The following is a 25,992-nucleotide window of genomic DNA, read 5'->3' as shown; positions in this document are numbered from 1 at the left end:
GCAATGGATCTGGCGCTCACCGACGAACAGGCGATGATCCGCGACGCGGCGGCCGACGTGCTCGTCGAGCGCAGCGCGTCCGCGGACGTGCGCCGCGCGCTCGAGCAGTCGGCCGGCCGTGACGATGCGTTGTGGGCCGCGCTCGCGGGCGAGCTCGGCTGGAACGCGCTCGCGCTGCCCGAGACGGCCGGCGGGCTGGGGCTCGGCGCGGTCGAGCAGACGGTGCTGATGGAGCAGCTCGGCCGGCGCGTGGCGTGCGTGCCGTATTTTTCGACCGCGTGCCTCGCGGCGACCGCGCTCGCGGGCTGCGCTGGCACGTCGCTGGCAAACGGATGGCTCGCGAAGATTGCCGAAGGCGCATGCAGTGCGACGCTGGCGCTGCCGCTCGATGCGCCGGCGGGCGCATGGCCGCTGCCGGTCGTCGCGGAAGAAACGGCCGGCGGCTATGCGCTGACCGGCACGATTCCCCAGGCGATCGACGGCGCGCGCGCCGACCTGCTGCTGGTGCCCGCGCGGATCGCGAACGAAGGGCAGTCGATCGGTTTGTTCGCGATCGATGTCGCAACGGCGTCGGGCCTCAAAGTCACGCCGCTCGACACGCTCGACGCTACTCGGCCGATCGCACGGATCGTGCTCGACGAAGCCCGTGTGAGCCGCGACGCGCTGCTCGCGTGCGGCACGGCGGCTACACAGGTGCTGGAACGCACTGCCTGGTTCGCGGCGCTCGCGCTGGCTGCCGAACAACTCGGCGGCGCCCAGCAATGCCTCGACCTGACGCTCGACTACACGAGCCAGCGCGTGCAGTTCGGTCGCGCGGTCGCTTCGTTCCAGGCCGTCAAGCACCGTTGCGCACAGATGATGGTGCTGATCGAATCGGCGCGTTCGGCGGTGCTCGGTGCCGCGCATGCGTGGGACGCGGAAGCCGGCAGCGCGGTGCCCAGCGAGGCGCTGCGGGCCGATGTCGCCGCTGCGAAGGCCGCTGCGAACGACGCCGCTGCGTTCTGCGCACAGGAAGCGATCCAGTTGCACGGCGGCGTCGGCTTTACGTGGGAATACGACCCGCATCTCTATTTCAAGCGCGCACAGGCGTCGGGTGCGCAGTTCGGCAGCACGCCGCAACTGCTCGAATGGATCGCGTCCCACGCGATCGACGGCGGCGCGTCGTATCGCGACGAAGCGTTCTCACCACCCGCCACGGTGGTATCTCGACCATCCGCCGCACGCGCAGGAGCCCTCCAATGAACAGCGAAACGCGCGAACAGCAATTGCGGCACGAAGTGGCCGACTGGGTGCAGTCGCACCTGACCGGCGGCTTCGCGTGCCTGAAATACCGCGGCGGCCCCGGCGACGAGGAAGCGTGGCCCGAACTGCGCAAGGCGTGGGAACGCGAACTGGCGCAAGGCGGCTGGACCGGCCTCGGCTGGCCGACGGATGCCGGCGGGCGCGGCTTCTCGGTCGCCGAGCAGGTGATCTTCCACGAGGAATACGCACGCGCGGGCGGCCCCGGGCGGATGGGCCACATCGGCGAAGGGCTGCTCGGGCCGACGCTCGTCGCATGCGGCACCGACGACCAGCGCGCGCGCTTCCTGCCCGGCATCCTCGCCGGCACGCAGTTCTGGTGCCAGGGTTATTCAGAGCCGGGCGCGGGTTCCGATCTGGCCAACGTGCGCACGCGCGCCGAGCAGGACGCGGATGGAACGTGGCGCGTCCACGGCCAGAAGGTGTGGACGTCGCTCGCGCACGATTCCGACTGGATCTTCGTGCTGGCGCGCACCGACCCCGTGTCGAAAGGCAACAAGGGGCTGTCGTTCCTGCTGATGCCGCTCGACCAGCCGGGCATCGAGATCCGGCCGATCAAGCAACTCAACGGCGGCGCGGAATTCAACGAAGTGTTTTTCGACGGTGCGCGCGCGGATGCGCGCGACCTCGTCGGCGCACCCGGCGACGGCTGGCGGATCGCGATGACGCTGCTCGGCTTCGAGCGCGGGATGTCGACGCTCGGCCAGCAGATGCAGTTCGTCCGCGAGCTCGAATGGGTGATCGACGCCGCGCGCGAAGCGGGCACCGACCGCGACCCGGTGCTGCGCCAGCGGATCGGCCGCGCGTGGGCCGGGCTGCGCGTGATGCGCTACAACGCGCTGCGGATGCTGTCCGGCGCGGACGACGTCGACGGCGGCTCCGCACCGCTGCGCCGCGAGGCGCTGATCTACAAGTACTCCTGGTCGAACTGGCATCGCGACCTCGGCCAACTCGCGATGGATGCGCTTGGGTCCCGCGCGAACGTGATCGATCCGGCCGACGAAAAACTCACTCATCTGCAGCGCGTATTCCTGTTCTCCCGCGCGGACACGATCTACGCGGGCACCAACGAAATCCAGCTCAACATCATGGCCGAGCGCGGGCTCGGCATGCCCAGGGAACCGCGAGGACAAGCATGACCGAACCCACCATCCAGAAGGCACCGGCCTACGTACCGGGCCATCAGTTGCTCGCCGGCAAATCGGTGCTGATCACGGCTGCCGCCGGCGCCGGCATCGGCTTCGCAGCCGCCCGCCGCTGCGCGGAAGAAGGCTGCCGCGCGCTGTTCATCTCCGACATCCACGAAAAGCGCCTCGAACAGGCGGTCGAGACGCTGCGTGCCGAAACGGGGCTGCAACAGGTGTACGGCCGCCTGTGCAACGTCGCGGCCGAGGCCGACGTGCAGGCGCTGGTCGCGCAAGCGCAGGACAAGCTCGACGGCGTCGACGTGCTGATCAACAACGCGGGGCTCGGCGGGTCGACCCGCATCGTCGATATGGACGATGCCGAATGGTCGCGCGTGATCGACATTAGCCTCACCGGGACGTTCCGGATGACGCGCGCGATGCTGCCGCACATGCAGGCCCGCGGCCGCGGCGCGATCGTCAACAACGCATCGGTGCTCGGCTGGCGCGCGCAGGCGGAACAGGCGCACTACGCGGCCGCGAAAGCGGGCGTGATGGCGCTCACGCGTTGCGCGGCGCTCGAGGCGTCGCCGTACGGCGTGCGCATCAACGCGGTCGCGCCGAGTATCGCGATGCACGATTTTCTGAAGAAGTCGGCGCCGGCCGACTTGCTGAATCAACTGGCGTCGCGCGAAGCCTTCGGGCGCGCCGCCGAAGTCTGGGAGGTCGCGAACGTGATGGTGTTTCTTGCAAGCGATTACGCGTCGTACATGACGGGCGAAGTGCTGTCGGTCAGCAGCCAGCACGCATGATGAGCGCGACCCTCGACCCCGTGCGCGCGACGCCCCGTGTGTTCGCGCATCCCGGCCAACTCGCGGCGGCCGTCGGCGACACGCTCGGCGCGAGCGCATGGCTCGCGATCGACCAGATCCGCATCGACGGCTTCGCGGATGCGACGGGCGACCACCAGTGGGTGCACGTCGATCCGGTGCGCGCGAAGGACGGCCCGTTCGGCGCGTGCATCGCGCACGGCTACCTGACGCTGTCGCTCGTCAATTATTTCCTGCCGCAGATCGTGCGGATCGACGGCGCGCGGCTCGGCGTCAACTACGGCTGCGACAAGATCCGTTTCCCGGCGCCGGTGAAGGTCGGCGCGCGCGTGCGCGGCGTCGGCGAATTGCTGCGCGTCGAGCCGCTCGAAGGCGGCGTGCAGGCGTGGATCCGCGTGACCGTCGAGATCGAAGGCGAAGCCAAGCCCGGCTGCGTCGCCGACACGATCAGCCGTTACACCTTCTAGTTCGAGAGAGCCACACACATGGAAGACGCAGTCATCGTTTCCGTCGCACGCACGCCGATCGGCAAGGCGTTTCGCGGCATGTTCAACGACACCGAGGCGCCCGCGCTCGGCGGCCACGTGGTGCGCACCGCGCTCGAACGCGCGGGCGTCGCGCCGGCCGACGTCGACGACGTGGTGATCGGCTGCGCCGCGCAGCAGGGCACGCAGGGCTACAACATCGGCCGCCTGTCGGCTGCGGCGGCCGGGCTGCCGGCGTCGGTGCCCGGCATGGCGATCGACCGCATGTGCTCGTCGGGGCTGATGTCGATCGCGAGCGCCGCGCGCAGCATCGGCGCGGGCGACGCGCGGATCGTCGTCGCGGGCGGCATCGAGTCGATTTCGCTCACGCAGAACAAGCACAAGAACGCGTATCGCGCGCGTTCGCAGGCCGTGCTCGACCATCAGCCGGCTGCGTACATCGCGATGATGGAAACGGCCGAGATCGTGTCGCGCCGCTACGGCATCTCCCGCGCGGCACAGGACGAATTCGCGTTGCAGAGCCACCAGCGCACGGCGCAAGCCCAGGCGGCCGGCCGCTTCGACGCGGAAATCGCACCGCTCGACGTGCGGCGCGCGCTGTTCGACAAGGAAGGCAATCCGGCCGGCCACGAGGACGTGAACGCCGCGCGCGACGAAGGCGTGCGCGCCGACACGACGGCCGAACGGCTCGCGGGGCTGAAGCCGTCGTGGAGCGGCGGCAAGGTCGTCGAGCAGGGCGAGTTCGTGACGGCCGGCAACGCGTCGCAGCTGTCGGACGGCGCGGCGGCCGTGGTCGTGATGTCGCGTGGCGAGGCCCAGCGCCGCGGCCTGACGCCGCTCGGCGCGTTCCGCGGCCTCGCGGTGGCCGGCTGCGAGCCGGACGAAATGGGTATCGGCCCGGTGTTCGCGATCCCGAAGCTGCTGGCGCGCTTCGGGATGACCGTGGCCGACGTCGGGCTATGGGAGCTGAACGAGGCGTTCGCGTGCCAGGCGCTGTACTGCCGCGACACGCTCGGCATTCCGGACGCGCGGCTGAACGTCGACGGCGGGGCGATCGCGCTTGGCCATCCGTTCGGGATGTCCGGCGCGCGGATGACGATGCACGTGCTGCTCGAAGGCGCGCGGCGCGGCGTGCGGCACGCGGTCGTGACGATGTGCATCGGCGGCGGGATGGGTGCCGCCGCGCTGTTCGAGGTCGGCGCGTAGCGGCACGCGGACGGGCCGCGCCGCTCGAGCGGCCCTCCATTCAGGACCATTCGAGGCCGCGGCAACGACCGACGGCCCGGAGACTTGCAGGCGACGGCGGTGGGCGCCATGGCGTGAACCGTCGTCGAACGCAGACACAGGAGACAAGCGATGAAACGAACTTTGCCCGGACTCGCGATGTCGGCACTCGTGCTCGGCGCCGCGCTGTTCGCGTTTTCGCCGCGCCCGCTGCCGGCGTTCCCGGTCACCGCGATCCATGCGGAGCGCCTGCAGATCAACGGGCTGGCGAAGGCCGGCGCGCGCATCGTCGCGGTCGGCGAGCGCGGCGTGATCCTGCTCAGCGATGACGCGGGCGCGCACTGGCGACCGGCGTCGGTCACGCCCGACCAGGGCTCGACGCTCACGCAGGTGCGCTTCGTCACGCCGACGCTCGGGATCGCGGTCGGCCACGACGGCCGGATCGTCCGCAGCGACGACGCCGGCGCGCACTGGCGCGAGGTGTACATGGATCACGCGCATTCCGATCCGTTGCTGTCGATCTGGGGCACGGCCGACGGCCCCCTGTTCGCGGCCGGCAGCTTCGGCCAGCTGCTGCGCTCGGACGATGCTGGCCTCGATTGGCAGACCGTGAAGACCCCGGCCGGCGACCGCCACCTGAACGCGATCGTCGGCGACGGCCACGGCAGCCTGCTGATCGCGGGCGAGAGCGGCACGCTGCTGCGTTCGACCGACAACGGCGCGACCTGGGACAAGCTGCCGTCGCCGTACGCCGGTTCGCTGTTCGGCGCGCTGATGCTCGCGAACGGCGACTGGGTCGCCTACGGGATGCGCGGCAACGTCGTGCGCAGCACCGATCGCGGCGCGACCTGGACGCACGTCGACAGCCATGTACCAGTGTCGTACTTCGGCGCAACGCAGCTCACCGACGGCGAGCTCGTGCTGGTCGGGCAGGGTGGCGCGATCGTCGCGTCGCGCGACGGCGGGCTGACCTTCGACGTGCGCAAGCTCGGCGGCGTGCAGAGCCTCGCGGCCGTACTCGACATGGGCCACGGCGCGCTGCTGCTCGGCGGTGAGGCCGGCGTCGCGCCGCTCGCCGGCTTGCTTGCCGCCAGGCCGTCCTGACGCGCGGCGGTCCTGCTGCCTGCTTCCGTTCATTTCGCATCGTCTGCATCGACAAGAGAATTCCCATGAACGACCTGTCACGTCCCCCTGAAGCCGTTCCTGCGTCGCGCCTCGCCGCGTTCGTCGAGCGCTGCGCCGACACCATCGTCCGCCGCCGCCGGCTGCTGCTGGTGCTGTGCGTCGCGGTGACGCTCGCGCTCGGCCTGTCCGCGACGCGCCTGAAGCTCGATCCGGGCTTCAACAAGATGATCCCGATGGAGCATCCGTACATGCAGGTGTTCGAGCGCTACGCGGGGGCATTCCCCGGCGCGAACACGATCCTCGTGAGCCTGCGCTGGAAGGGTGACGGCGACATCTACAACCAGACCTTCATGGACGCGCTGCGCCACGCGACCGACGACGTCTTCTTCATCCCCGGCGTGAACCGCTCGCGCGTGTTCTCGCTGTTCACGCCGAACGTCCACTACACCGAGGTGACCGAGGCCGGCTTTCGCGGCGACGTGGTCGTGCCGGGCCAGTTCTCGAGCGCGAACCCGGACGATCTCGCGAAGGTGCGCCGCAACGTCGCGCGCTCCGGGCAGATCGGCCGCCTCGTCGGCAACGACCTGAAATCGGCGCTGATCCGCGCGGAGCTGCGCGAGACCGATCCGGCCACCGGCAAGCGGCTCGACTACAGCGCGGTCGCGCGCCAACTCGAGGAGATCCGCGCGAAATACGCGAAGCAGGGCATCGATGTGAACATCATCGGCTTCGCGAAGCTGGTCGGCGACGTCGAGAACGGCATCGCGGGCGTGATGGCGTTCTTCGCGCTCGCGTTCCTCGTGACGGCCGCGCTGCTGTTCGCCTACACGCGTTCGTTGAAGACCACCGTGCTGGCGCTCGTCGTCGCGCTGCTGCCGGTCGTGTGGCTGCTCGGCGCGCTGCCGCTGCTCGGGCTCGGCATCGATCCGATGTCGATCCTCGTGCCGTTCCTGATCTTCTCGATCGGCGTGTCGCACGCGGTGCAGATGACCAATGCGTGGAAGCAGGCGCTGGTGCGCGGCGCATCGTCGGCCGATGCCGCGCGCGACGCGTTCCGCAAGCTGTTCGTGCCGGGCACGGTCGCGCTGCTGACCAACGCGCTCGGCTTCATGGTGATCATGCGGATCCGGATCGACATCGTGCGCGAGCTCGGCATCACCGCGTGCCTCGGCGTGCTGCTGATGATCGTCACGAACAAGGTGTTCCTGCCGATCCTGCTGTCGTACACGCGCCTCGAACGCGGCACGCTGGCCCGCGCGCAGCGCACGGCGGCGGCCGGCGGTAGCGGGAAGTGGGCGCGTTTCGCGGTGTTCGCGCGGCCGGCGCCCGCACTCGGCGTGTTCGCGGTGGCGCTCGCGCTGCTCGCGTACGGCACGCTCGAATCGCGCAAGCTGGAGATCGGCGACATCGGCACCGGCGCACCCGAACTGCGCACGAACTCGCGCTACAACGTCGACAACGCGGCGATCACGCACCAGTACAACATCGGCGTGGACGTGCTGTCGGTGATCGTCGAGACGACCGGCTTCGACGACGCGTGCCTGCATTACCCGGTGATGAGCGCGATCGAGAAGTTCGAGATGAACATGCGCGGCGTGGCCGGCGTGCAGTCGGTGACGAGCGTGGCGTCGCAGGGCAAGGTGTTCATCGCTGCGTTCAACGAGGGCAATCCGCGCTGGGCCGCGCTGCCGCGCTCCAGCGACGGGCTCACGCAGGGTTCCAACGCGTTCGATCCCGACAACGGGATGAACACCGCGAACTGCAAGGCGATCCAGGTGCTGATCTACACGCAGAACCACGAAGGCACGACCATCGCGCACATCGTCGACGAGATCAAGCGCTTCGCGGCCGAGAACCCGACGCCGAACGTCGCGTTCCGGCTCGCGGGCGGCAACGTCGGCGTGATGGCCGCGACCAACGAGGCCGTCGGCGACGCGGAGATCGCGATGCTGCTGTCGATCTTCGGCGCGATCGCGCTGCTGTGCGCGGTCACGTTCCGCTCGTGGCGCGCGGTGCTGTGCATCATCGTGCCGCTCACGCTCGTGTCGATCCTGTGCAACGCGGTGATGGCGCGGCTCGGCATCGGGCTGAAGGTCGCGACGCTGCCGGTGATCACGCTCGGCGTGGGCGTGGGTGTCGACTACGGGATCTACCTGTACGAGCGCTTGCAGCACGACATCCGCCACGGCGCGACGCTGCCCGACGCGTTCGCCGATGCAATGCGCCAGCGCGGTACGGCGGCGCTGTTCACGGCCGTCACGATGTTCATCGGCGTCGGCACGTGGGCGTTCTCCGCGCTGAAGTTCCAGGTCGACATGGGCGTGCTGCTCGCGTTCATGTTCCTCGTGAACCTGTTCGGCGCGGTATTCCTGCTGCCGGCGCTCGCCGCGTGGCTCGGCGTCGAGCGCGCCGAGCGCCGCGTGCTGCACAAGCAGCAGCCGTCGCCGGCGGCCCCGGCGCCGCTGAAGCCGTCGCCCGCGTTCGAACCCGGCAACCCGATGCGCTGACCGGCGCCCCCATTTCCCCCGCGCGCGGCCGGCCGCCGCGCGCTCTCCACAAGAGGAGTCAACCCACATGTCCGCACGCCCTTACAAGATCGAAGCCCAGCCGCTCGCGCAGCGCTATGCGCGTGGCTGGCACTGCCTCGGGCTCGCCCGCGACTTCAAGGACGGCAAGCCGCACACGCTGAACGCCTTCGGCCGCAAGCTCGCCGCGTTCGCCGATTCGACCGGCAAGGTCAACGTCGTCGACGCATACTGCCCGCACATGGGCGCCGACCTGAGCCTCGGCACGGTGCAGGGCGACCACCTCGTGTGCCCGTTCCACGGCTGGGCGTGGAGCGGCGAAGGGCAGTGCGCGTCGATCCCATACTGCAAGCGGATCCCGCCGAAGGCACGCATCGGCGCATGGCCGACCTGCGAGGAAAACAACCTGCTGTTCGTGTGGAACGACCCCGAAGGCAACGCGCCGCCGCCGGAAGTCGCGATTCCGCGCCTCGACGTCTGCTTCTCCGACGAATGGTCGGACTGGGTCGTCGACAGGATGGTGATCCAGGCCAACTGCCGCGAACTGGTCGACAACATCTCGGACGTCGCGCACTTCGCGACCGTCCACCGCGCGCCGATCGACTATTTCGCGAACCTGTTCGAGGACCACAAGGCGACGCAGTTGATGGTCGGCCGCAGCGAGAAGCTCGGCGGCGACGCGCTGACCGCGCTGTCGACGTATTTCGGGCCGGCCGTGCACATCACGCAGATGACGGGGCAGAGCGGCGGGCAGCCGATCCACTCGGTGCTGCTGAACTGCCACGTGCCGATCGACATGAACAGCTTCGAGCTGCGCTACGGCGTGATCGTGAAGAAGGTGGCCGGGCTGTCCGACGCGCAGAACATGGAGATCGCGAACGCGTATGTGAAGGAAGCGCAGCGCGCGTTCTACGAGGACGTCGACATCTGGCACAGCAAGACGCGGATCGACAACCCGCTGCTGTGCGAAGGCGATGGCCCGCTGTACCAGATGCGCGACTGGTATTCGCAGTTCTATCTGGACGTGGCGGACGTGCGGCCGGCGAGCGTCGCGCGTAAGGCATTCGAAATGCGGATCCGGGAGGGCGCGGAACCGCCGGCGCTGCATCACGTGTTCGAGCCGCAGTAAAAGCCGGCTCGCGGAGCGAAAAAAGGGGGCGTATCGAAACAGGCCCCGTCGGCCGGTAACACCCGCCGCATAAGGCGCACGCGGCGGGTGTGCTGGTGCGCCGCATCAAAATGACTTGACGAAACGGCCACTACCGCGTAGTGTCCATGACCGAAGTGTTCAAGAAGTTCGATTGCTCATCATTGGCCGCACTCCGTGCGGCGGTCGTTGGTCTCTCCCTCTTTTGATTCTTTCTGTGCCCGTCGAGGGCGCATGTTCAATTATTCGTCATTTGTATTAAGGAAGTAATTGTGGATACCGGTACCGTCAAGTGGTTCAACGAAACCAAGGGCTTTGGTTTCATCTCCCCTGACAACGGCGGCGACGATCTGTTCGCCCATTTCTCGGAAATTCGCGGCACGGGCTTCAAGACCCTGGCCGAAGGCCAGAAGGTCAGCTTCGAAGTGAAGCGCGGCCCGAAGGGTCTGCAAGCGTCGAACATCACGCCGCAGTAAGCCGCATCGGCAACGGCCGCCACACGGCGGCCGCTGCCGGATGGATTTGCGCGCAGGGCGCCGCTTTGGCGGCAGCCGGCGCGTTTCCGATGCGCACGACCGATGCATCGCGACATTCACGATGCATCGGTCGTGACGCCTCTTTCATCGCATGCCAGAATGGCGTGCGACGCAACGCCTTCGCAAAGCGCCTGCCGCTTAGCGAGCGCATCACCGCTTCAACCTGAGCAGACCGCCGCCATGCCGTAGCAGGCGCGGTCCCGACTTGCGCGGCGCTTCGTGCGCCGCCGCCACCGACCGCCTGAACGCCGCAACGCGCCGGGCTCCGATCGCAAGACAGGCCCATGGCCCGTCTGAACGAACCGATCCCCGGCAGCCTGCCGGCCGCCGTCCCGTTGTGGGCACGGCGCCGGGCAGATCGCCGCGGCCGCGGTCAATTACCTTGTCTGGAGGAATTGGTTTGGCAAAAGAAGAACTGCTGGAACTGGACGGAATCGTCGACGAAGTGCTGCCGGACAGCAAATACCGTGTCACGCTGGAAAACGGCGTCGTGGTCGGCGCGTACGCGTCGGGCCGCATGCGCAAGAACCACATCCGCATTCTTGCGGGCGACCGCGTGACGCTGGAACTGTCGGTCTATGACCTCACCAAGGGTCGTATCAACTTCCGCCACAAGGACGCGAATTCCCCGCGTCCGCCGCGAACCGGCCAGCCGCGCCGTTAAGCGGTAACGATCGGCGCGCCGCCGCGTGCCGATCGAATCCCGTCCGGCCGACGAGGCCGGACGAGCCGGGTGGACGACACCATCGCGTGCCGTCCACCGGTCGTCGCCGGCATCGTCATGCCGTGGCGGCCAATACGACCTTTACCGGCCGCCGCGCGTGCGCAACGCTCAGGCGGCCGCGTCCCGCAGGAAATCCTCGACGATCATCGCGAAGTACGGCGGACATTCCTGCATCGGGTAATGCCCGCAATTCGGCAGCGTCGCGAGCCGCGCGTTCGGATGCCACGCGAGGAACGTCGCCTGCATCGCCGCTTCGTCGAGCCCCGGATCCTTGTCGCCGACGATCACCAAGAAGCGGGTGTCGAGTCCGCGGATGTCGTCGACGAAATCCGTGCCGGTCAGCATGTCGAGATACGCGAGCCGGCAATCCGGCGCCACGCGCTCGCGGTTCTGCCGCAGCTTCACGTCGGCCCAGCGCGCCGACAATCCCCCCGTCACGAATCGCACGAGCCGGCGAAACGCATCGTCGTCGACGGCCGTGCGCGCGAAGAATGCGCGCGCGTCGTCGTTCAGGCGATTGCCGGCCGCCGACACCGGGCACACGGCGATTGCGCTCTTGATGCGCGACGGCGCGTCGGCGGCGAGCCGCTGGGTCGCCATGCCGGTCATCGAATGGCCGATCACGTGAAAGCGCTGCCAGCCGAGCCGATCCGCGAGCGCCAGGCAGTCGGCCGAGATCTCGTCGACGGTACAGGCGCCGGTCAGATGGATGGATTCGCCGTAGCCGCGCAGGTCGACGAACACGTACGTGAACGCCGTTTCGTCGAGATACGGCAGCAGCGCCGCGTAGTTCGTATGGTCGCCGAGCCAGTCGTGCATGACCATCACGCATTCGGAGCCGGTACCGTGCTGGAGGTAGCCGAGGCCGCTGTTCGGGCGGGAAGTGAGGGTGTCGATACGGTTCATTTCAAGGGGCTTCCTTTTGGTTGGAGGAACCAAAACGAAACGCCCTCCCGGCGGACCGGGAGGGCGTCTTGAAAGTGCATCGATCGTATCGGGGCGATCGACGAAAGTCAACGATCATCCCGCCATCCCGCCATCCCGCCATCCCGCCATCCCGCCATCCCGCCATCCCGCCATCCCGCCATCCCGCCATCCCGCTCGACACCGCAATGCGCTAAGCGTTGCGCGAGCGGCGAACGCGGAAACGGCCGCGTATCGCGTCGGCTACGAAAGCGCGTCGCAGTTCAGCCGCGAATACGCGCGGATGTTCGGTGCGCCGCCGCGGCGCGATGTCGTCACGCTGAAAACCGCGCCGGCCGACGGCTGAACGCACAGGCCGCAACGCGGTTCGCATGCAGCTTTACGCGCGGGCCGGCGCGGTCGTACACTCGTCGGCAATTCGCGGCCCGCGCCACGGCTTTCAATCCCTTCAGTGGCTTTCAGCGGGCCAACGACCGTGCCAGCAGGACTTTCGTCGCGCGACGCCAGGAGGCGCCATGAGTGCAGACGCAGCCCCCGCATCTCCTTCGGTTCAGGCGCGCATCCAGCACGTGTTCGTGCTGATGCTCGAGAACCGTTCCTTCGACCACCTGTTCGCGCTGTCGGGCTACCCCGACATCGTCGCCGCGTCGCCGGGCAACAGCAACGCGTATGGCGGCGCGGTCTATCCGTTCGGCGGCGGTGCGCCCGACCGGATGCCGACCGATCCGTGCCACGAATTCACCGACGTGCTCGAGCAGCTTTGCGGTGCGGGCGTGCCGTTCGTGAAAGGGCAGCCGTATCCGCCGGTCGGCAATACGGGATTCGTGTCGAACTACGCGACCTCGCATGATGAAGGCACGCCGCCGCAGCCGGCCGATGCGGGCAAGATCATGCAGGGCGTCGACATCGCGACGCAGGCGCCGTCGCTGTCCGCGCTCGCGAACGCGTTCGTGCTGTGCGACGCATGGCATGCGTCGATGCCGGGGCCGACCTGGCCGAACCGCTTTTTCCTGCACGGCGCGTCGTCGGCCGGGCTCGATCACTCGCCGACCAAGGAAGAAATGGCCGGGTGGGATGCGTTCGACGGCTTTCCGTATCCGAAGGGTTCGATCTTCGCCGCGCTCGGCGACGACAACTGGCGCATCTACCAGGACCAGACGGGCGATCCGCTCGGCCACGTGCCGCAGGTCGCGTCGCTGAAGGGCATCAGCTTCTTCGACGTCGACGATCTCGCGCATTTCGAGGCCGATCTCGCGGCCGGCTATACGGCGCGCTATACGTTCATCGAGCCCGGTTACGGCGACATCGTGCACGGCACCTACCAGAACGGCAGCTCGCAACACCCGATGGACGGCCTTGCCGGCGGCGACCAGCTCGCCGCGCGCGTGTACAACGCGATCCGCAATTCGCCGGTGTGGAACAGCAGCCTGCTCGTGATCTGCTACGACGAGCATGGCGGCTTCTACGATTCGGTCAGGCCGGGCGCCGCACCGCCGCCGAACGATGGCGCGGCGGCGACGCTGAACGCGAGCGGCTTCGGGTTCGACCTGTACGGCGTGCGGGTGCCGGCGATCGTGATTTCGCCGTGGGTCGCGGCCGGGCAGGTCGACCATACGCCGTACGATCATGCGTCGGTTGCCGCGACGCTCGAGCGGCTGTTCGGCCTGGCGCCGCTGACCGACCGCGACCGTCTCGCGAACGACCTGCTGGCGCTCGTCACCACGACGTGCCGCAGCGACTGCCCGCAAAGGATCGGATCATGAGTACCACACCGGCCTTCGACCCGCGCGATGCGCTGCCCGTGCGCGACGGCACGAGTCTGATCGCGTATCTGCACATCCTGAAGAAAGCGCATGCGGCGCTGGTCGGCCATGACAAGGCCCATCAGCGTTTCAGCGAGGTCGTGACGCGCGGGCAGGCGCGGCAATACATCGAGGAACTGATGCCGTCGCTGCTGCAGGCGCGCGAAGCGCATCGGCGCAAGCGGCACGGCGCGAAGCATCGCTGACGGCCGGGGCGGTGCGCGGTCGGGGTGGCGTGAAGCCATGTCGGCATGGACAGGTGCATGAGCGAGGCCGCGACGCGTTATGCCGCCAGCCGCGCACGCTGCATGCTGAGTGCCGACACCGCGGCGCCGGCCAACTGAACGGCCGCGCCGGCGAACATCGCCGCACGCAAGCCGGCTGCACCGCCGTGCGCGGCCGCGAACAGCGTGCCGAGTACCGCGATGCCGAGCGTCGCGCCGGTCATGCGCGCGACGTTGACGAGCGCGCTCGCGGTGCCCGAACGCGCGGCGTCGACCGCCCCGACGGCGACCGTCATCAACGGCCCCGTCGCGATCCCCATGCCGAGCCCCGTCATCGCAAGCCCGAGTTCGGCGCCGAGCAGGCTCGACGAACCGGCCGACGCGCCGATCGCGCCGAGCCCGCTCGCGATCAGTCCGACCCCGCCGGCCGTCGTTGCACGCGAGCCGATGCGCTCGGACAGCGGCCCCGACCACGGCGACACGACGACGAACACGAGCGCCATCGGCAGCAGCGCGAGGCCCGCGCCGGTCGAATCGAGGCGGCCGGCGCCTTGCCAGTAGAGCGGCAGCAGGAACAGCACGCCGTACATCCCGAACGTCATGCCCGAGGTCGCGGCGATCGCGCCGCGAAACGCGCCGATCCGGAAGAGTTCGAGCGGCACGAGCGCGGCCGCGCCGTGACGCCGTTCGATCGACACGAATGCGGCGAACGCAGCGATCGCGACGCAGCCCGCGAGCACGCATGCGACCGGCGAATCGCGGAACACGATTGCCGCATACGCCAGCGTGCCGAGCGCGAGCGCGCCCGTGACTTGCGCGCCGACGTCGACGTGCCGGCCGCGCGGATCGGACGACTCGGGCACCGCCGGGATGGCAAGCAGCATCGCGGCGACGCTCAGCGGCACGACGACGAAGAAGATGCTGCGCCAGCCGAAGTGCCGGATCAGCACGCCGCCGAGTGTCGGGCCGATCGCCATCGCCGCGCCGTTGCAGGCGGCCCAGATGCCGAGTGCGCGGCCACGCTCGACCGGGTCGCGCCACACCACCCGCACGATCGCGAGCGACGCCGGGAGCAGCAGCGCGGCGCCGACGCCGGCCAGCGCGCGGGCGGCGATCAGCACCGGCACCGAAGGCGCGAGCGCGCACAGCAGCGACGCGACGGTGAAGAGGGCCGTGCCCGCGATGAAGATGCGGCGCCGGCCGTGCAGGTCGGCGAGCAGCCCGCCGGTCAGCAGCAGCACCGCGTACGTGAGGTTGTAGCTGTCGACGACCCATTGCAATGCGCCGACGCCCGCGTGGAAATAGTCGCCGATCGCACGCGTCGCGAGATTCACGACGGCCGTGTCGACCTGCGCGACGAGGACGGCGAGGCAGAGGGTCAGCAGGGTCATGCCGCGCCGCTTGACGACGCGGCCGGCGAGCGCGGAAAGTTCTCCGGTGTGAGCCATGGGCGGTGTTCTTGAGCGGACGATCATGCGAGCTTAAGCGCCGCCTGCTGCCAGCGTGGTGTCAGCAGGGCAAGGGCAGCCGACGCGCAATCGGCATGCATGTATGCTCGGTGCGCGGAGCAGGAACAACGGGCCTTGAGCCCCCGTTTCTCACCTGATTCAACTAACCCGCGCAAATAGCCGCCGACGGCCTCCCGTCAATCGCCGGCGCACTCGCATCGATGGCGGGGTCGCAGTGCAGCGCCGCGACGCCATACTGCAACGGGACCACGCAATGCACGATTGCCTGGATGAGTTTGGTCTACCGTGTCACACCCATTTTCGAGAACGCCGCACGCAAATGCGAACGCACGGGGCTGTGGCGGATCGGTATCGTTTCGGCTGCATTCTGCAGCGACAACGCTTGCGTCAGATGCAGCACGAGCGATGCCTCGCGGCGGGTTCAGCTTGAACATGGCCTGCAGCATCTCGTCCGAGACCTGCGGCCGGCAATCGGAATCGCGTCCCCAGGAAGACGGCGCGGCGCTTGCGGCCCGCTTGCTCGTCGATCGGCGGCGGCCGCACGAGCGGCCCAGCGCGTGCACCGTCCGCGGGTTCGCGGCGCCGTCGCACGCTAGCCAGCCGTCGGCAAAGCGCGAGCCTCCACGTTTTTTAATCGGGACGGTCGGATTGGCCGTCGCGGAGCAGGCGTCGGCACGACCAGTGGGCCGGAACGATTGCCGTTGCGATCCCGAAAACCATTCCGCTATCGGATTGATGAATTCGCTCGCTTTATCGCTATCAGCATAATAAGAGCACTGTCGGCAATGCGGAATTGCGATGACCAGCTCCGCATGTCGCCAAGTTTTCGAAGCTGGCCATGGAGTTCATTCGGCTGAGGGTTTCTATTTAGTACGTGTCCTAGTGCTCATTTTGTTTCAAATTGAAAATTATCGATTCAATCTAAAAAATAAAATAAAATTCGCCGATTCGTGCATTGACGCATTGCTTCCTCGAAAATAGAATCCATCGCCAATCTAGGAAGTTTTTGCTTCGTCCGGAGTTTCCCTTCCCTGCATCGCACGTCCCAATTGACGGTGGCGAGCCGCTCCGTCTTGCGGATTTTTCCCTGGTTGAATCGTATTCGGATTATCGGTTTATCACGTCTGATCGAATTGATGGATTAATTCTGGATGGATTTTTCGTGCCCATTCAAATTTTAATGATGGAGGCGCACCAATGGATGCAAGAAAGGAATCCGGGGCTGCAACGGCATCGAATGTCTATTTTGGTCCTTCCGCGCAGAGAAAATGGCTGAGGCGCGGTGCGCCGCGCGACGTGGACGTCGTTCTGCTGACTCATCCGCGCGATAGAGCCGATGTCGAGCGGATGTTTCCGTGGGCGGGAATGCTCGATGGCGACGCACTCGCTGATCTGCTGGACTGTCTGCAACCCGTCTACGGCGAGATCATCGAGGCGAAAGGCATCAACATCGGAATCCTCTTTTTGCCGATTCTCGCGGAAGACATGATCGATCCGAGAAAGCGTGCATCGAGTCGCAGTCGCATGGAGAAGGAGGGATTGACCAAGGCGGCCGCGATGGGCGCACGACATGTCTGCCTGGGCGGGCTGACCGGGGCGCTGACGAATTACGGCCGCCGCATCGAAGCGCGTTCGAAGGAGCTCGGTATCGAATTGACGACCGGCCATGCGGTGACGTCGGTCTCGATCGTCCGGCAGTTCGACAAGGCACTGTCCGAGTCGGGATTGAGCGGTGGCGATGCGGTCCTCGCCATCCTTGGCGTTGGCAGCGTGGGCGCGGGGGTGGCCAGGCTGCTGGCGCACTCGCCTCGGGCCACGCGACCTGCGGAGCTGATCCTCGTCGACACGCTGCAACAGCAGGACAGGGTTCGCGCGATTGCAGACGAAGTGATGGCATATTCATCGATGCGGGTATCGGTTGAGGTGCTTCCGACGCGTTACGCGTTGCCGGATGGCAGCCGGTGCTATCGCGATGCCAATGTAATCGTCAGTGCGGTCAGCACGCCGTCCATCCTCGAGATCGACCTCGTGCGCGCCGGCACGATCCTGATCGACGACAGCCAGCCTTATTGCTGGGATCGCAACGCAGCGTGGGCGCGCGTGCAGGCACGTGGTGACATCCTTCCGTGTGATGCAGGGCTTGTCGATGCAGGTGCGACCGCATATCGGTCGTTCTTTCCGTTCGATTTCGCCGACGATGTCGGAAACGGCAGCGTCGTCTCATGGTCGTGCCTGGCCGAGGGGATGTTGCGCGCCAGCCTGCCGCAACTCGCAAGCAATATCGGCGAGGCGGATGTGGCACAACTGCTGGCCTACGAGCGCGCGTTCGATAAGGTGAAGTTCGGAATTCCGCCGCTCCAATGCGGAAGGCATGTGCTGGATGTGGCCGCTTTCCGCCGTTTTCTGCGCGATGCGGACGGATCGTCCGGCGAGCGAGGAGGCCGTTCGTGAAGACGATTCCGATCTATCGAGGATGCAACCGCTGCGGGATGCCGTTGCATTACGACGCGCTGATGAATGGCACCGACGTCGACAAGACCGTGGCGTCGGCGCTATGCGCACACTGTTCGCGCATGCAATCCGATCGGCGCCCCGAATACGAACGGGATGCCGATCACGAATGGTTGCTCGATGCGATTATTTCCAGCGCCCACGGCGAACGAACCTGGCGTCACAAGGCGCTCTCGGCGGCGAAACGCTTGCCGATTGTCGGTGACGGCAGTCTCAGGACGGCAGCCGCCATGCTCGATTCGATTCCGGCCCGCGAACCGCGTTCGACGTATTCCGCGATGGTGCTCTACAGCGGCGGGAAGGACAGCACCTACATGCTGGTTCAACTGGCGGAGAAAGGGTTGAATGTTTGCGCGTGGATGCTGGATCCCGGTTACCAGTCGCCGCAAACACTCGAGAGTGCGCGGCGCGTCACCGCCAAGCTCGGTATTCCGCTTGTGATCGAACGTCCGGATAAAGCGCTCACGGATGCGTTGTTCCGATCGGGATTTTCGATCGACGGGAATTCGGATGTCGATCTACAGAAGGGAGCCATGACGTACGGCTCCGCGTGCTGGCCGTGTTTTTCGTTGATCGCGGTCAGCGCGAGCGCCTTCGCGAATCGCCATCGCATTCCGCTCTGCTTCATCGGCACGCAGAAAGGGCAGAACCGGTTGAATCTGGAAGGTGCGGGCGTGTTGTCTGCGCAAGCGTCGCCGAAGGTCAACGATCTCGTCGCCAGGTTCGTGCAGCCGTTCCGCAAAGCGATCCCGGATCACGCGGCTTCGCTCGAAGCGGATCCCGACGACATCGGGTTTCCGACCGTGCTCGTGCCGTACTACGAACTCATGCGCAAGCCCGAGCGGGAGATCCAGATTGCGCATATCGAGCGATATGACTGGATCCTGCCGAAAAATACGGGCGCATGTAGTTCGAATTGCATGATCAACGAGTTGGGCCGGGCCGTCATGCGTTCGAGATTCGGTTTCGATCTGTATCAGGTCATCGACGCGAACGAACGTCGGCTCGGGTACGCCCCGGATCAGGCCGCCTCGGGCTTGCCCGATCCGGCCATCGTGCGTCTCGGCGCTACGATGCTCGGCTTGAGTGAGCAAGAGGCCGCCGAACTCGGCGTGAAGATTAGACAGGATAGTCACGATGCGTAATCTGAGCGAAACCGAGACCTATTCCTTTACCGATCACATTCTGAGCCGCGCCGTCTTCGCGCTGTCGCGCGTCGTGGGCGTGAAGAACATCACGCGGCCGTTCTGGAATCGCTGGCGGGCCGCGCTGTTCGACCAGAACACGCTAGATCGCTTCCTTGCGGCGATGGACGGTCTTTCCGACTGGCCGACGAAAGGCATGGACTTCCTGCAAGCCGAGATTCGACGGGTCGAGGCGATGCTGCCCGGGATGTCCGACGACGATGCCATTGCGCACTACCGGCGGTTGTCGTTCCTCGCCCATCTGGTCCAATGGGGCTGTCTGCCGCTTTCGGATGCGAAGACGATGGCCTATCGGCACTGTCGAGACTTCTATATCGAGGCCGAACGCCGGGCATTCGGCGCGCGATTCGCTCGTATGCGCATCGACTGGCAAGGCAAACCGATGTGGGCGAATCTGCATTTGCCGGAGCCGACGTTATCGTCGGGGCCGATTCCGTTAGTCGTGATCGTGCACGGCATGGACGACGTCAAGGAAGAGCATCTCGCGAGCGAGCTGTTGTTTTCCGAAGCGGGTTTTGCCGTGCTGTGCATCGACGGCCCAGGGCAAGGCGAAACTTTTCTGCTCGACGGCGCGACGTGGCCGCCGAACTTCGACGAGGCGATCGTCGCGGCCGTCGACGCGTTGAGCGACTATCCGGGGATTGACACGGAAGGCTATGCCGTTGCCGGTATCAGCTGGGGCGGCATGTGGGCTTACAAGATTGCAGCAGTCGACCCGCGTGTCGGCGCGATTCTCGATCTGGGCGGCCCGGTGGATGCGCGCGAATTCAACAAGTTACCTTTCTTCCTGAAAAGCAAGTTTTGCCAGATTCTCGGCATTGCGTCGCTCGACGAGGCCCGAGATTCGGTCGACCACTTCGCCATCCGCGACGTGACGATGCTCGGAAAGATTCGCGCCCGTGTCCACATCGTTCATGGCGGTCGCGATCCGCTTGTGTCGGTCGCAGACAAGACATGGCTGCGCGATACCCTGAGCGCGCTCGGGCGAACCGATGGCGTCCAGCTGACGATGTTCGCCGATGGAGACCATTGCTGCACGCAATACGTGACGGAAATCCGGCGTGCTGCAGCCGCTGAGTTTTTCGATGCCTACACGCAGCGAATCGGCAGTCGCTGCCAGTCGGGCCATCGCTTGCCGACCGCATAAGCGTTCATCGCCTACAACCGCGCCACATTCGGTTCTTTCACTATGGAACGCATCACGATCATGCCCCGATGGGTCGGGTACGGCTTCGTTTGCGCGTGCTTCTTCGCCGCAGGCTGTACCAAGTCGCCTGAAACGTATCACGGCTATGTCGAAGGGCAGTTTTCCTATCTGTCGGCGCCATACTCGGGAAACCTGAAGACGTTGCGCGTGGCGCGCGGCGATCGTGTCGAAGCGGGTGCGGTCGTCTTCGAGATCGGCGCGCCGGACCTGGAACAGGCAATCAAGCGCCAGTATCACCAGTGGCAATCGTCGCTGAACGTACTCGGCGACCTGGAGCAGGGCAAGCGGTCATCTGAAATCGATACGGTGAAGGCACAGGTCGAACAGGCCAGGGCGAGCGCTGCCCTTTCAACGCAACGGCTCGCCCGTGCAGAAACCGACTACGCGATACAAGCGATCTCGCGCGATCAGCTCGAACGCGAACGTGCGGCAGCGCGGGTGGACAAAGCACGGGTCAGCGAGCTCGCCAGTCAGTTGAGGACGGCGCGTTTGCCGGCACGCGACGGTCAACTGCATTCGCAACGACAGACCTCCGACGCACAGCAGGCCGAATACGAGCGGCTGCAGACGCAATACCGGCAACTGTCGGTGGAGGCCCCCGGCAAGGGTGTCGCCGTCGATACGTTCTTCACGCCGGGCGAGTGGGTCGTCGCCGGCAACCCGGTGGTCAAGATTCTGGTCGATCGCAATACGAAGGTGCGCTTCTTCGTGCCTGAGGCCGCGCTGGCCAATTTACGCGTCGGTCGTGTCGTGAGAATCACGTGCGACGGCTGCGAGCGCGGCTATACGGCGACGATCAGCCATATCGCGTCGGACGCCGAATATACGCCGCCCGTCATCTACAGCAACGATGCGCGTTCGAAGCTGGTGTTTCTCGTCGAGGCGCGGCCCGATACCGTTGCCGCGCGCGGGTTGCATCCCGGCCTGCCGATCGAGGTGAGGCCATGAATCATGTGATGCCGCTGATCGATGTGCGCGATCTGAACAAGCATTTCGGCACACGGCACGTCGTCAAGAACTTGAGCCTGCAGGTCGGCCGCGGCGAGATATTCGGCTTTCTGGGCCCGAACGGGAGCGGCAAGACGACCTCGTTGCGCATGATGTGCGGACTGCTGACGCCGGATTCCGGTAGCGGAACCTGCCTCGGATTCGACATCCTGACGCAATGCCGGGAGATCAAGCGACGAGTCGGCTACATGACGCAGCGTTTCTCGTACTGGGAAGACCTGACGGTGCGGGAGAACCTCGACTTCGTCGCGCGACTGTATGCGATCGACGCGCGAAAGGAGCGCGTCGCGCGGATCCTCGCCGAGATGGGCCTGGAGTCGCGCGCGAACCAGCTCGCCGGCTCGTTGTCGGGCGGCTGGAAGCAGCGCGTGGCGCTTGCCGCTGCGCTGTTGCAGTCGCCCGAACTACTGCTGCTCGACGAACCGACGGCCGGTGTCGACCCGGGCGTGCGCAGGGTGTTCTGGGAGGAACTGCACCGTCTGGCGGCCCGCGGCGTTTCGGTGCTCGTCAGCACGCACTATATGGACGAGGCCGAACGTTGCCACAAGCTGGCCTACATCGCGTACGGCACGCTGCTGGCACACGGCGAGGTCAGTGATCTCGTGCGGCGGCACGCGCTCCATACCTGGTCGGTGTCAGGAGGCGATCTCGTCCGGCTGAACGACCGGCTCAAGGGCCGGCCGGGCGTCGAGCAGGTGATTGCATTCGGTCGTGCGCTGCACGTATCGGGACACGACGAGGTCGTGCTCGCGGCGAGTCTCGCAGCCGTCTGCAGCGATGGTGTCGAGCTTCACAGAATCGCGACGAATATCGAGCACGTTTTCCTGCATTTGATGAAGGACGCACCCGGGGAGCCTCGCTGATCATGACCGGATTCTCGATTTCCCGCTGGTGGAGCATGGTGACGAAGGAATTCCTGCAGATCCGCCGCGATCGCGTCACGCTCGGGATGATCGCAGTGTTGCCGATCGTGCAGCTGGCGCTGTTCGGTTTTGCGATCAACAGCGATCCTAAGCATCTTCCGGCGATCGTGCTCGCCGACGACGCAAGCGAATTTTCGCGATCGCTCGTCGCCGGCATGCGCAATACAGGCTATTTCGATATCCAGGGCGGCCAGTTTTCCGAACGGGCGGCTCGTGACGCGCTGCAAAAGGGCACCGTGCAGTTCGTGGTCAGCGTGCCGTACGACTTCTCGCGACGACTGGTGCGCAACGAGCATCCGGAAATTCTGGTCGAGGCGGATGCGACCGATCCCGCTGCAACGGGAAATGCGATCGCCGCGTTCAATACGATGACGCAGACCGTGTTGAACAAGGATTTGACGGGAGCCCTGGCGACAACCGCGCCATCGCAAGCATTCTCGGCCCGCGTGCACAGGGTCTACAACCCGGCCGGCATAACGCAGTACAACATCATTCCCGGCTTGATGGGCGTCATCCTGTCGATGACGATGGTCATGATGACGAGTCTCGCCATCACGCGTGAACGTGAACGTGGAACGATCGAGAACATCCTCGCGTCGCCGGCAACCTCGATCGAGGTGATCTGCGGAAAGATCGTGCCGTACGTCCTGATCGGCCTTCTGCAGTGCACGATCATCCTGCTGGCGGCACGATTCGTATTCAGCGTGCCGTTTGAAGGCAATCCGGTGACGGTCTACTGCCTCGCGTCGTTGCTGATCGTCGCGAATCTGATGGTCGGCATCGCCATCTCGTCGGTCGCACGGAACCAGTTGCAGGCGATGCAGATGACGTTCTTCTATTTCCTGCCGAGCGTCCTGCTCTCCGGATTCATGTTCCCGTTTGCAGGCATGCCGAGCTGGGCGCGGCTGCTAGGCAACGGATTGCCATTGACTTATTTCAACCGGGCCATCCGGGGTGTCCTCCTGAAGGGGAGTGGATGGAACGAAGTATGGCCCGATGCCGCGACGATGACCGTTTTCGCGCTGGTTGCAATGACGGTCGGCCTGCTCGCTTACCGAACCACGCTCGATTGAACGACGATGGCACAACGAACACCTGTCGGCCGCCGTGCTCGCCGCACGATTGCGGTCCTGCCGATCGCGGTTGTCATCCTCGCGGTGCAGGGGTGCAGCCATCCCGCGTTTACCCCGCGATCCGCGAGCGAGCTGGCATTGCCCGCCACCTTCATGGGAATGAGCGCCGGATCGACCGATCGCGATGACGCGACCGTGCACGGCGAACACGATCCGCGCTGGTGGCGGCGCTTTGGCTCCCCGGCGCTGGACGCACTCGTCGAGCAGGCGATGCAGGACAATCCGTCCATACGGAGCGCGGAGTCGCGGCTACTCGAAGCGACGAAGTATCTTGCGGGACAACACGGCGCCAGTCGCTATCCGCAGGTGGACGTCGGCGCGTCGCCCAAAAGGGAGCAGTTGAATACCGCAGCCGCCGGCCTGCCGATGATTCCGAACCCGTCCCCGTTCATGCTGTACAACACGAACGTGAACGTCCGATACGACTTCGATTTGTTCGGCGCGCAGCGTCATAGGGTCGAAGCGAAACGGTATGAAGTCGCGCTGAGAAAGCATCAGGCCGACGCTGTACGCCTGACACTGGTCAGCAACATCATCGCTGCGGTGGTCCGGGAAGGGCGGCTGCGCGACGAAATCGAATTGAACGACGCCGTGTTGCGGAATCGGCAAGCGGTTCGGCAGATGCTGCGCGAACGGCATGAAATCGGCAGCGTCGCGTATCGGGAAACGATCGACGGCGATTCCGACGTCGATCGAATCGAAGCGGAACGGGCGGCATTGCACGCGGAACTGCAGCAAATCCGGTTTCAACTCGCGGTCTACGCGGGCGTGCCGTCGCCCGAGTCGCTGCCGCGGTTTCGTTCGAGCGATTTGCAGTTGCCGCAAAACCTGCCGTCGATCGTTCCGTCGGAACTCGTGCGTCGACGGCCCGACATCCTCGCAGCGGAGTCGAGCCTGCATATTGCGGGCGAGCTGGCCGGTGTCGCCACGGCAAACCTTTACCCGCGGATCGAACTGAGTGCGAGCATCGGGTCGTCGCCGCTGGTGCTCGGCCAGTTGTTCGCCGGCGGCACGACGATCTGGAATATCGGTGCCCAGCTCAGCGCACCGGTTTTTCACGGTGGAGAATTGCGTGCGGCGCGGGATGCGGCGGTCGCGGCTTACGATGCCACGTTCGAGGACTACCGGAAGGTCGTGCTGGGCGCGTTGCAGAGCGTCGCCGATGCGCTGACCGAAATCGATCGCGATGCAACCGCGCTGCAGGCCCGTAGTGCGGTCGCGCAACGGCAACAGACCGTTCTCGACATGACCCGGCGCCAGTTCGCGAACGGTGGTTCGGATCGGCTTCGTGTGCTGCGCGACGAGTATGCATACGACCTGGCGCGGCTCGAGGTAACGCGCGTTCGCGCGGCCAGGATGGCCAGTACGGTTTCGTTCTTTGCCGCCGTCGGTGGCGATGCGTATCGTCCGGATTGACTGCACGTACGCCGAACGGGACGCCGGAGTCGGCGACCGCCGGGGCGCTGGCCCGACTGCCCCGTCCCGCGTAAATGCCGCGACGGGGCAGGGCAGGGACCCCCGTTACGCCGCCACCTCCCGCGCCCGCACCATCGTCAGCGCCGCGTCCTCGATCATGTCCTCCTGCCCGCCGACGAGCCGTTGCCGGCCCAGTTCGACGAGGATGTCGCGCGCGGGAATCCCGTACTTCGCTTCCGCGCGCTTCGCGAACAGCAGAAACGACGAGTAAACGCCCGCATAGCCGAGCGTCAGCGCATCACGATCGAGGCGGATCGGTGCGTCCATGATCGGCACCACGAGATCCTCGGCAACGTCCGAGATCGCGAACACGTCGACACCCGTCTCGATCCCCATCCGGTCGCACACCGCGACGAACACTTCCATCGGCGTGTTGCCCGCACCGGCGCCGAGGCCGGCCGCGGCCGCGTCGATCCGGTTCGCGCCGGCAGCGACCGCCGCAACCGAGTTCGCGACGCCCATCGCGAGGTTGTGATGGCCGTGGAAGCCGAGTTCGGTCTCCGGCTTCAATGCGTCGCGCACCTGGCCGATCCGCGCGGTCACGTCGTCGGGCAGCATGTGGCCGGCCGAATCGGTGATGTAGATGCAGTTCGCGCCGTACGACTCCATCAGCTTCGCCTGCACGACGAGCTGCTCTGGCGACGACATATGCGCCATCATCAGAAAGCCGACGGTATCGAGCCCGAGCGTACGCGCGAGGCCGATGTGCTGCTCCGACACGTCGGCCTCGGTGCAGTGCGTCGCGACGCGGATCGTGCCGACGCCGAGTTCGTGCGCCATGCGCAGATGCTCGACGGTGCCGATGCCCGGCAGCAGCAGTGCCGACACCTTTGCCTGCTTCAGCTCGGGAATCACGGCGCTCAGGTACGCCTCGTCGGTATGCGCGGGGAAACCGTAGTTGACCGACGCACCGCCGAGCCCGTCGCCGTGCGTGACCTCGATCAGCGGCACGCCGGCCGCGTCGAGCCCGCGCGCGATGTTGCGCATCTGGTCGAGCGTGATCTGGTGGCGCTTCGGGTGCATCCCGTCGCGCAGTGACATGTCGTGGACGGTGATCTTCTTGCCTGCAAGTGACATCGCGTGGCTCCTCA

Annotated in this window: 22 protein-coding genes and 1 pseudogene; 20 read left to right on the top strand and 3 right to left on the bottom strand. The window is 66.2% G+C overall.

Translation table 11 applies throughout. From position 1 onward, the window contains the following. The first annotated feature begins 3 nt into the window (after positions 1-3). From QZM67_RS02790 to infA, 10 genes are all read left to right on the top strand, one after another. Positions 4-1,242, top strand: coding sequence for an acyl-CoA dehydrogenase family protein (locus QZM67_RS02790; protein WP_301800668.1), 1,239 nt, complete (start codon positions 4-6; stop codon positions 1,240-1,242). Beyond that, the gene (locus QZM67_RS02785) at positions 1,239-2,438 is read left to right on the top strand and encodes an acyl-CoA dehydrogenase family protein (protein ID WP_301800667.1); all 1,200 of its coding nucleotides are present in this window, start codon (positions 1,239-1,241) and stop codon (positions 2,436-2,438) included. The genes QZM67_RS02790 and QZM67_RS02785 overlap by 4 nt, the downstream gene beginning before the upstream one ends. Continuing rightward, the gene (locus tag QZM67_RS02780; RefSeq protein WP_301800666.1) at positions 2,435-3,235 is read left to right on the top strand and encodes an SDR family oxidoreductase; all 801 of its coding nucleotides are present in this window, start codon (positions 2,435-2,437) and stop codon (positions 3,233-3,235) included. The genes QZM67_RS02785 and QZM67_RS02780 overlap by 4 nt, the downstream gene beginning before the upstream one ends. Beyond that, entirely contained in the window at positions 3,235-3,720 is a 486-nt protein-coding gene (locus QZM67_RS02775) for a MaoC family dehydratase (RefSeq protein WP_301801398.1), read from the top strand. Before QZM67_RS02780 ends, QZM67_RS02775 begins: the two co-directional genes overlap by 1 nt. A gap of 18 nt (positions 3,721-3,738) precedes the next feature. After that, on the top strand, positions 3,739-4,944 hold the full coding sequence (locus QZM67_RS02770) for an acetyl-CoA C-acyltransferase (RefSeq protein ID WP_301800665.1): 1,206 nt from the start codon (positions 3,739-3,741) through the stop codon (positions 4,942-4,944). Between the two features lie 150 nt (positions 4,945-5,094). Then, entirely contained in the window at positions 5,095-6,066 is a 972-nt protein-coding gene (locus QZM67_RS02765) for a sialidase (RefSeq protein WP_301800664.1), read from the top strand. A 65-nt stretch (positions 6,067-6,131) separates the two neighbouring features. Further along, positions 6,132-8,594 (top strand): RND family transporter, encoded by a 2,463-nt coding sequence (locus QZM67_RS02760; RefSeq protein WP_301800662.1) that lies wholly within the window; start codon positions 6,132-6,134, stop codon positions 8,592-8,594. A gap of 67 nt (positions 8,595-8,661) precedes the next feature. Beyond that, positions 8,662-9,741 carry a Rieske 2Fe-2S domain-containing protein gene (locus QZM67_RS02755; protein WP_301800660.1) on the top strand — a complete coding sequence of 360 codons (1,080 nt, stop codon included), beginning with the start codon at positions 8,662-8,664 and terminating at the stop codon, positions 9,739-9,741. Between the two features lie 290 nt (positions 9,742-10,031). Further along, positions 10,032-10,235 (top strand): cold-shock protein, encoded by a 204-nt coding sequence (locus QZM67_RS02750; protein ID WP_006483056.1) that lies wholly within the window; start codon positions 10,032-10,034, stop codon positions 10,233-10,235. Between the two features lie 460 nt (positions 10,236-10,695). After that, positions 10,696-10,959 (top strand): translation initiation factor IF-1, encoded by a 264-nt coding sequence (gene infA, locus QZM67_RS02745; RefSeq protein WP_011355053.1) that lies wholly within the window; start codon positions 10,696-10,698, stop codon positions 10,957-10,959. A gap of 168 nt (positions 10,960-11,127) precedes the next feature. Here the strand turns inward: infA and QZM67_RS02740 are convergent, their stop codons facing one another. Further along, positions 11,128-11,925 carry an alpha/beta fold hydrolase gene (locus QZM67_RS02740; RefSeq protein ID WP_301800658.1) on the bottom strand — a complete coding sequence of 266 codons (798 nt, stop codon included), beginning with the start codon at positions 11,923-11,925 and terminating at the stop codon, positions 11,128-11,130. 232 nt (positions 11,926-12,157) lie between these two features. On the opposite strand from QZM67_RS02740, the pseudogene QZM67_RS02735 reads away from it, so the two are divergent. From QZM67_RS02735 to QZM67_RS02725, 3 genes and pseudogenes are all read left to right on the top strand, one after another. Beyond that, positions 12,158-12,289: pseudogene (locus tag QZM67_RS02735) on the top strand (AraC family transcriptional regulator); the annotation flags it as partial. A gap of 169 nt (positions 12,290-12,458) precedes the next feature. Continuing rightward, positions 12,459-13,706: an alkaline phosphatase family protein gene (locus tag QZM67_RS02730; protein ID WP_301800655.1), complete on the top strand. Its 1,248-nt coding sequence runs from the start codon at positions 12,459-12,461 to the stop codon at positions 13,704-13,706. Continuing rightward, positions 13,703-13,951: a hypothetical protein gene (locus QZM67_RS02725; RefSeq protein WP_175023275.1), complete on the top strand. Its 249-nt coding sequence runs from the start codon at positions 13,703-13,705 to the stop codon at positions 13,949-13,951. Before QZM67_RS02730 ends, QZM67_RS02725 begins: the two co-directional genes overlap by 4 nt. Positions 13,952-14,028: 77 nt before the next feature. Here QZM67_RS02725 and QZM67_RS02720 read toward each other — a convergent pair whose 3' ends face one another. Continuing rightward, complete coding sequence (locus tag QZM67_RS02720; RefSeq protein ID WP_301800653.1) at positions 14,029-15,417, bottom strand: MFS transporter; 1,389 nt, start codon at positions 15,415-15,417, stop codon at positions 14,029-14,031. 1,218 nt (positions 15,418-16,635) lie between these two features. Between QZM67_RS02720 and QZM67_RS02715 the strand changes: the two genes are divergently transcribed. The 7 genes from QZM67_RS02715 to QZM67_RS02685 are packed head-to-tail and all read left to right on the top strand — an operon-like array spanning position 16,636 to position 24,841. After that, positions 16,636-17,889 carry a hypothetical protein gene (locus QZM67_RS02715; protein ID WP_301800651.1) on the top strand — a complete coding sequence of 418 codons (1,254 nt, stop codon included), beginning with the start codon at positions 16,636-16,638 and terminating at the stop codon, positions 17,887-17,889. Beyond that, a complete protein-coding gene (locus tag QZM67_RS02710; protein ID WP_301800649.1) occupies positions 17,886-19,094 on the top strand; it encodes a 7-cyano-7-deazaguanine synthase in 1,209 nt (402 codons plus the stop codon). Before QZM67_RS02715 ends, QZM67_RS02710 begins: the two co-directional genes overlap by 4 nt. Beyond that, positions 19,087-20,301: a S9 family peptidase gene (locus QZM67_RS02705; RefSeq protein ID WP_301800647.1), complete on the top strand. Its 1,215-nt coding sequence runs from the start codon at positions 19,087-19,089 to the stop codon at positions 20,299-20,301. The genes QZM67_RS02710 and QZM67_RS02705 overlap by 8 nt, the downstream gene beginning before the upstream one ends. Positions 20,302-20,361: 60 nt before the next feature. Further along, positions 20,362-21,309, top strand: coding sequence for an HlyD family secretion protein (locus tag QZM67_RS02700; protein ID WP_175023285.1), 948 nt, complete (start codon positions 20,362-20,364; stop codon positions 21,307-21,309). Continuing rightward, entirely contained in the window at positions 21,306-22,232 is a 927-nt protein-coding gene (locus QZM67_RS02695) for an ABC transporter ATP-binding protein (RefSeq protein WP_301800645.1), read from the top strand. The genes QZM67_RS02700 and QZM67_RS02695 overlap by 4 nt, the downstream gene beginning before the upstream one ends. A 2-nt stretch (positions 22,233-22,234) precedes the next feature. Then, positions 22,235-23,365, top strand: a complete 1,131-nt coding sequence (locus tag QZM67_RS02690; protein ID WP_301800644.1) for an ABC transporter permease — start codon at positions 22,235-22,237, stop codon at positions 23,363-23,365. A gap of 6 nt (positions 23,366-23,371) precedes the next feature. Next, the gene (locus tag QZM67_RS02685; protein ID WP_301800643.1) at positions 23,372-24,841 is read left to right on the top strand and encodes an efflux transporter outer membrane subunit; all 1,470 of its coding nucleotides are present in this window, start codon (positions 23,372-23,374) and stop codon (positions 24,839-24,841) included. Positions 24,842-24,946: 105 nt separating this feature from the next. Here QZM67_RS02685 and dmpG read toward each other — a convergent pair whose 3' ends face one another. Then, a complete protein-coding gene (gene dmpG / locus QZM67_RS02680; RefSeq protein ID WP_175032380.1) occupies positions 24,947-25,978 on the bottom strand; it encodes a 4-hydroxy-2-oxovalerate aldolase in 1,032 nt (343 codons plus the stop codon). Positions 25,979-25,992 lie beyond the last annotated feature (14 nt).

Source organism: Burkholderia sp. AU45251 (assembly GCF_030482905.1).
GTDB lineage: Bacteria > Pseudomonadota > Gammaproteobacteria > Burkholderiales > Burkholderiaceae > Burkholderia > Burkholderia aenigmatica.
This window is presented reverse-complemented; position numbering and strand designations above follow the sequence as displayed.

What these genes read in the sequence shown, in the direction of transcription:
- QZM67_RS02790 (WP_301800668.1), top strand. Translation starts at nt 4, where the DNA reads ATGGATCTGGCGCTCACCGACGAACAGGCGATGATCCGCGACGCGGCG.
- QZM67_RS02785 (WP_301800667.1), top strand. Translation starts at nt 1,239, where the DNA reads ATGAACAGCGAAACGCGCGAACAGCAATTGCGGCACGAAGTGGCCGAC.
- QZM67_RS02780 (WP_301800666.1), top strand. Translation starts at nt 2,435, where the DNA reads ATGACCGAACCCACCATCCAGAAGGCACCGGCCTACGTACCGGGCCAT.
- QZM67_RS02775 (WP_301801398.1), top strand. Translation starts at nt 3,235, where the DNA reads ATGAGCGCGACCCTCGACCCCGTGCGCGCGACGCCCCGTGTGTTCGCG.
- QZM67_RS02770 (WP_301800665.1), top strand. Translation starts at nt 3,739, where the DNA reads ATGGAAGACGCAGTCATCGTTTCCGTCGCACGCACGCCGATCGGCAAG.
- QZM67_RS02765 (WP_301800664.1), top strand. Translation starts at nt 5,095, where the DNA reads ATGAAACGAACTTTGCCCGGACTCGCGATGTCGGCACTCGTGCTCGGC.
- QZM67_RS02760 (WP_301800662.1), top strand. Translation starts at nt 6,132, where the DNA reads ATGAACGACCTGTCACGTCCCCCTGAAGCCGTTCCTGCGTCGCGCCTC.
- QZM67_RS02755 (WP_301800660.1), top strand. Translation starts at nt 8,662, where the DNA reads ATGTCCGCACGCCCTTACAAGATCGAAGCCCAGCCGCTCGCGCAGCGC.
- QZM67_RS02740 (WP_301800658.1), bottom strand. Translation starts at nt 11,925, where the DNA reads ATGAACCGTATCGACACCCTCACTTCCCGCCCGAACAGCGGCCTCGGC.
- QZM67_RS02730 (WP_301800655.1), top strand. Translation starts at nt 12,459, where the DNA reads ATGAGTGCAGACGCAGCCCCCGCATCTCCTTCGGTTCAGGCGCGCATC.
- QZM67_RS02725 (WP_175023275.1), top strand. Translation starts at nt 13,703, where the DNA reads ATGAGTACCACACCGGCCTTCGACCCGCGCGATGCGCTGCCCGTGCGC.
- QZM67_RS02720 (WP_301800653.1), bottom strand. Translation starts at nt 15,417, where the DNA reads ATGGCTCACACCGGAGAACTTTCCGCGCTCGCCGGCCGCGTCGTCAAG.
- QZM67_RS02715 (WP_301800651.1), top strand. Translation starts at nt 16,636, where the DNA reads ATGGATGCAAGAAAGGAATCCGGGGCTGCAACGGCATCGAATGTCTAT.
- QZM67_RS02705 (WP_301800647.1), top strand. Translation starts at nt 19,087, where the DNA reads ATGCGTAATCTGAGCGAAACCGAGACCTATTCCTTTACCGATCACATT.
- QZM67_RS02700 (WP_175023285.1), top strand. Translation starts at nt 20,362, where the DNA reads ATGCCCCGATGGGTCGGGTACGGCTTCGTTTGCGCGTGCTTCTTCGCC.
- QZM67_RS02695 (WP_301800645.1), top strand. Translation starts at nt 21,306, where the DNA reads ATGAATCATGTGATGCCGCTGATCGATGTGCGCGATCTGAACAAGCAT.
- QZM67_RS02690 (WP_301800644.1), top strand. Translation starts at nt 22,235, where the DNA reads ATGACCGGATTCTCGATTTCCCGCTGGTGGAGCATGGTGACGAAGGAA.
- QZM67_RS02685 (WP_301800643.1), top strand. Translation starts at nt 23,372, where the DNA reads ATGGCACAACGAACACCTGTCGGCCGCCGTGCTCGCCGCACGATTGCG.
- dmpG (WP_175032380.1), bottom strand. Translation starts at nt 25,978, where the DNA reads ATGTCACTTGCAGGCAAGAAGATCACCGTCCACGACATGTCACTGCGC.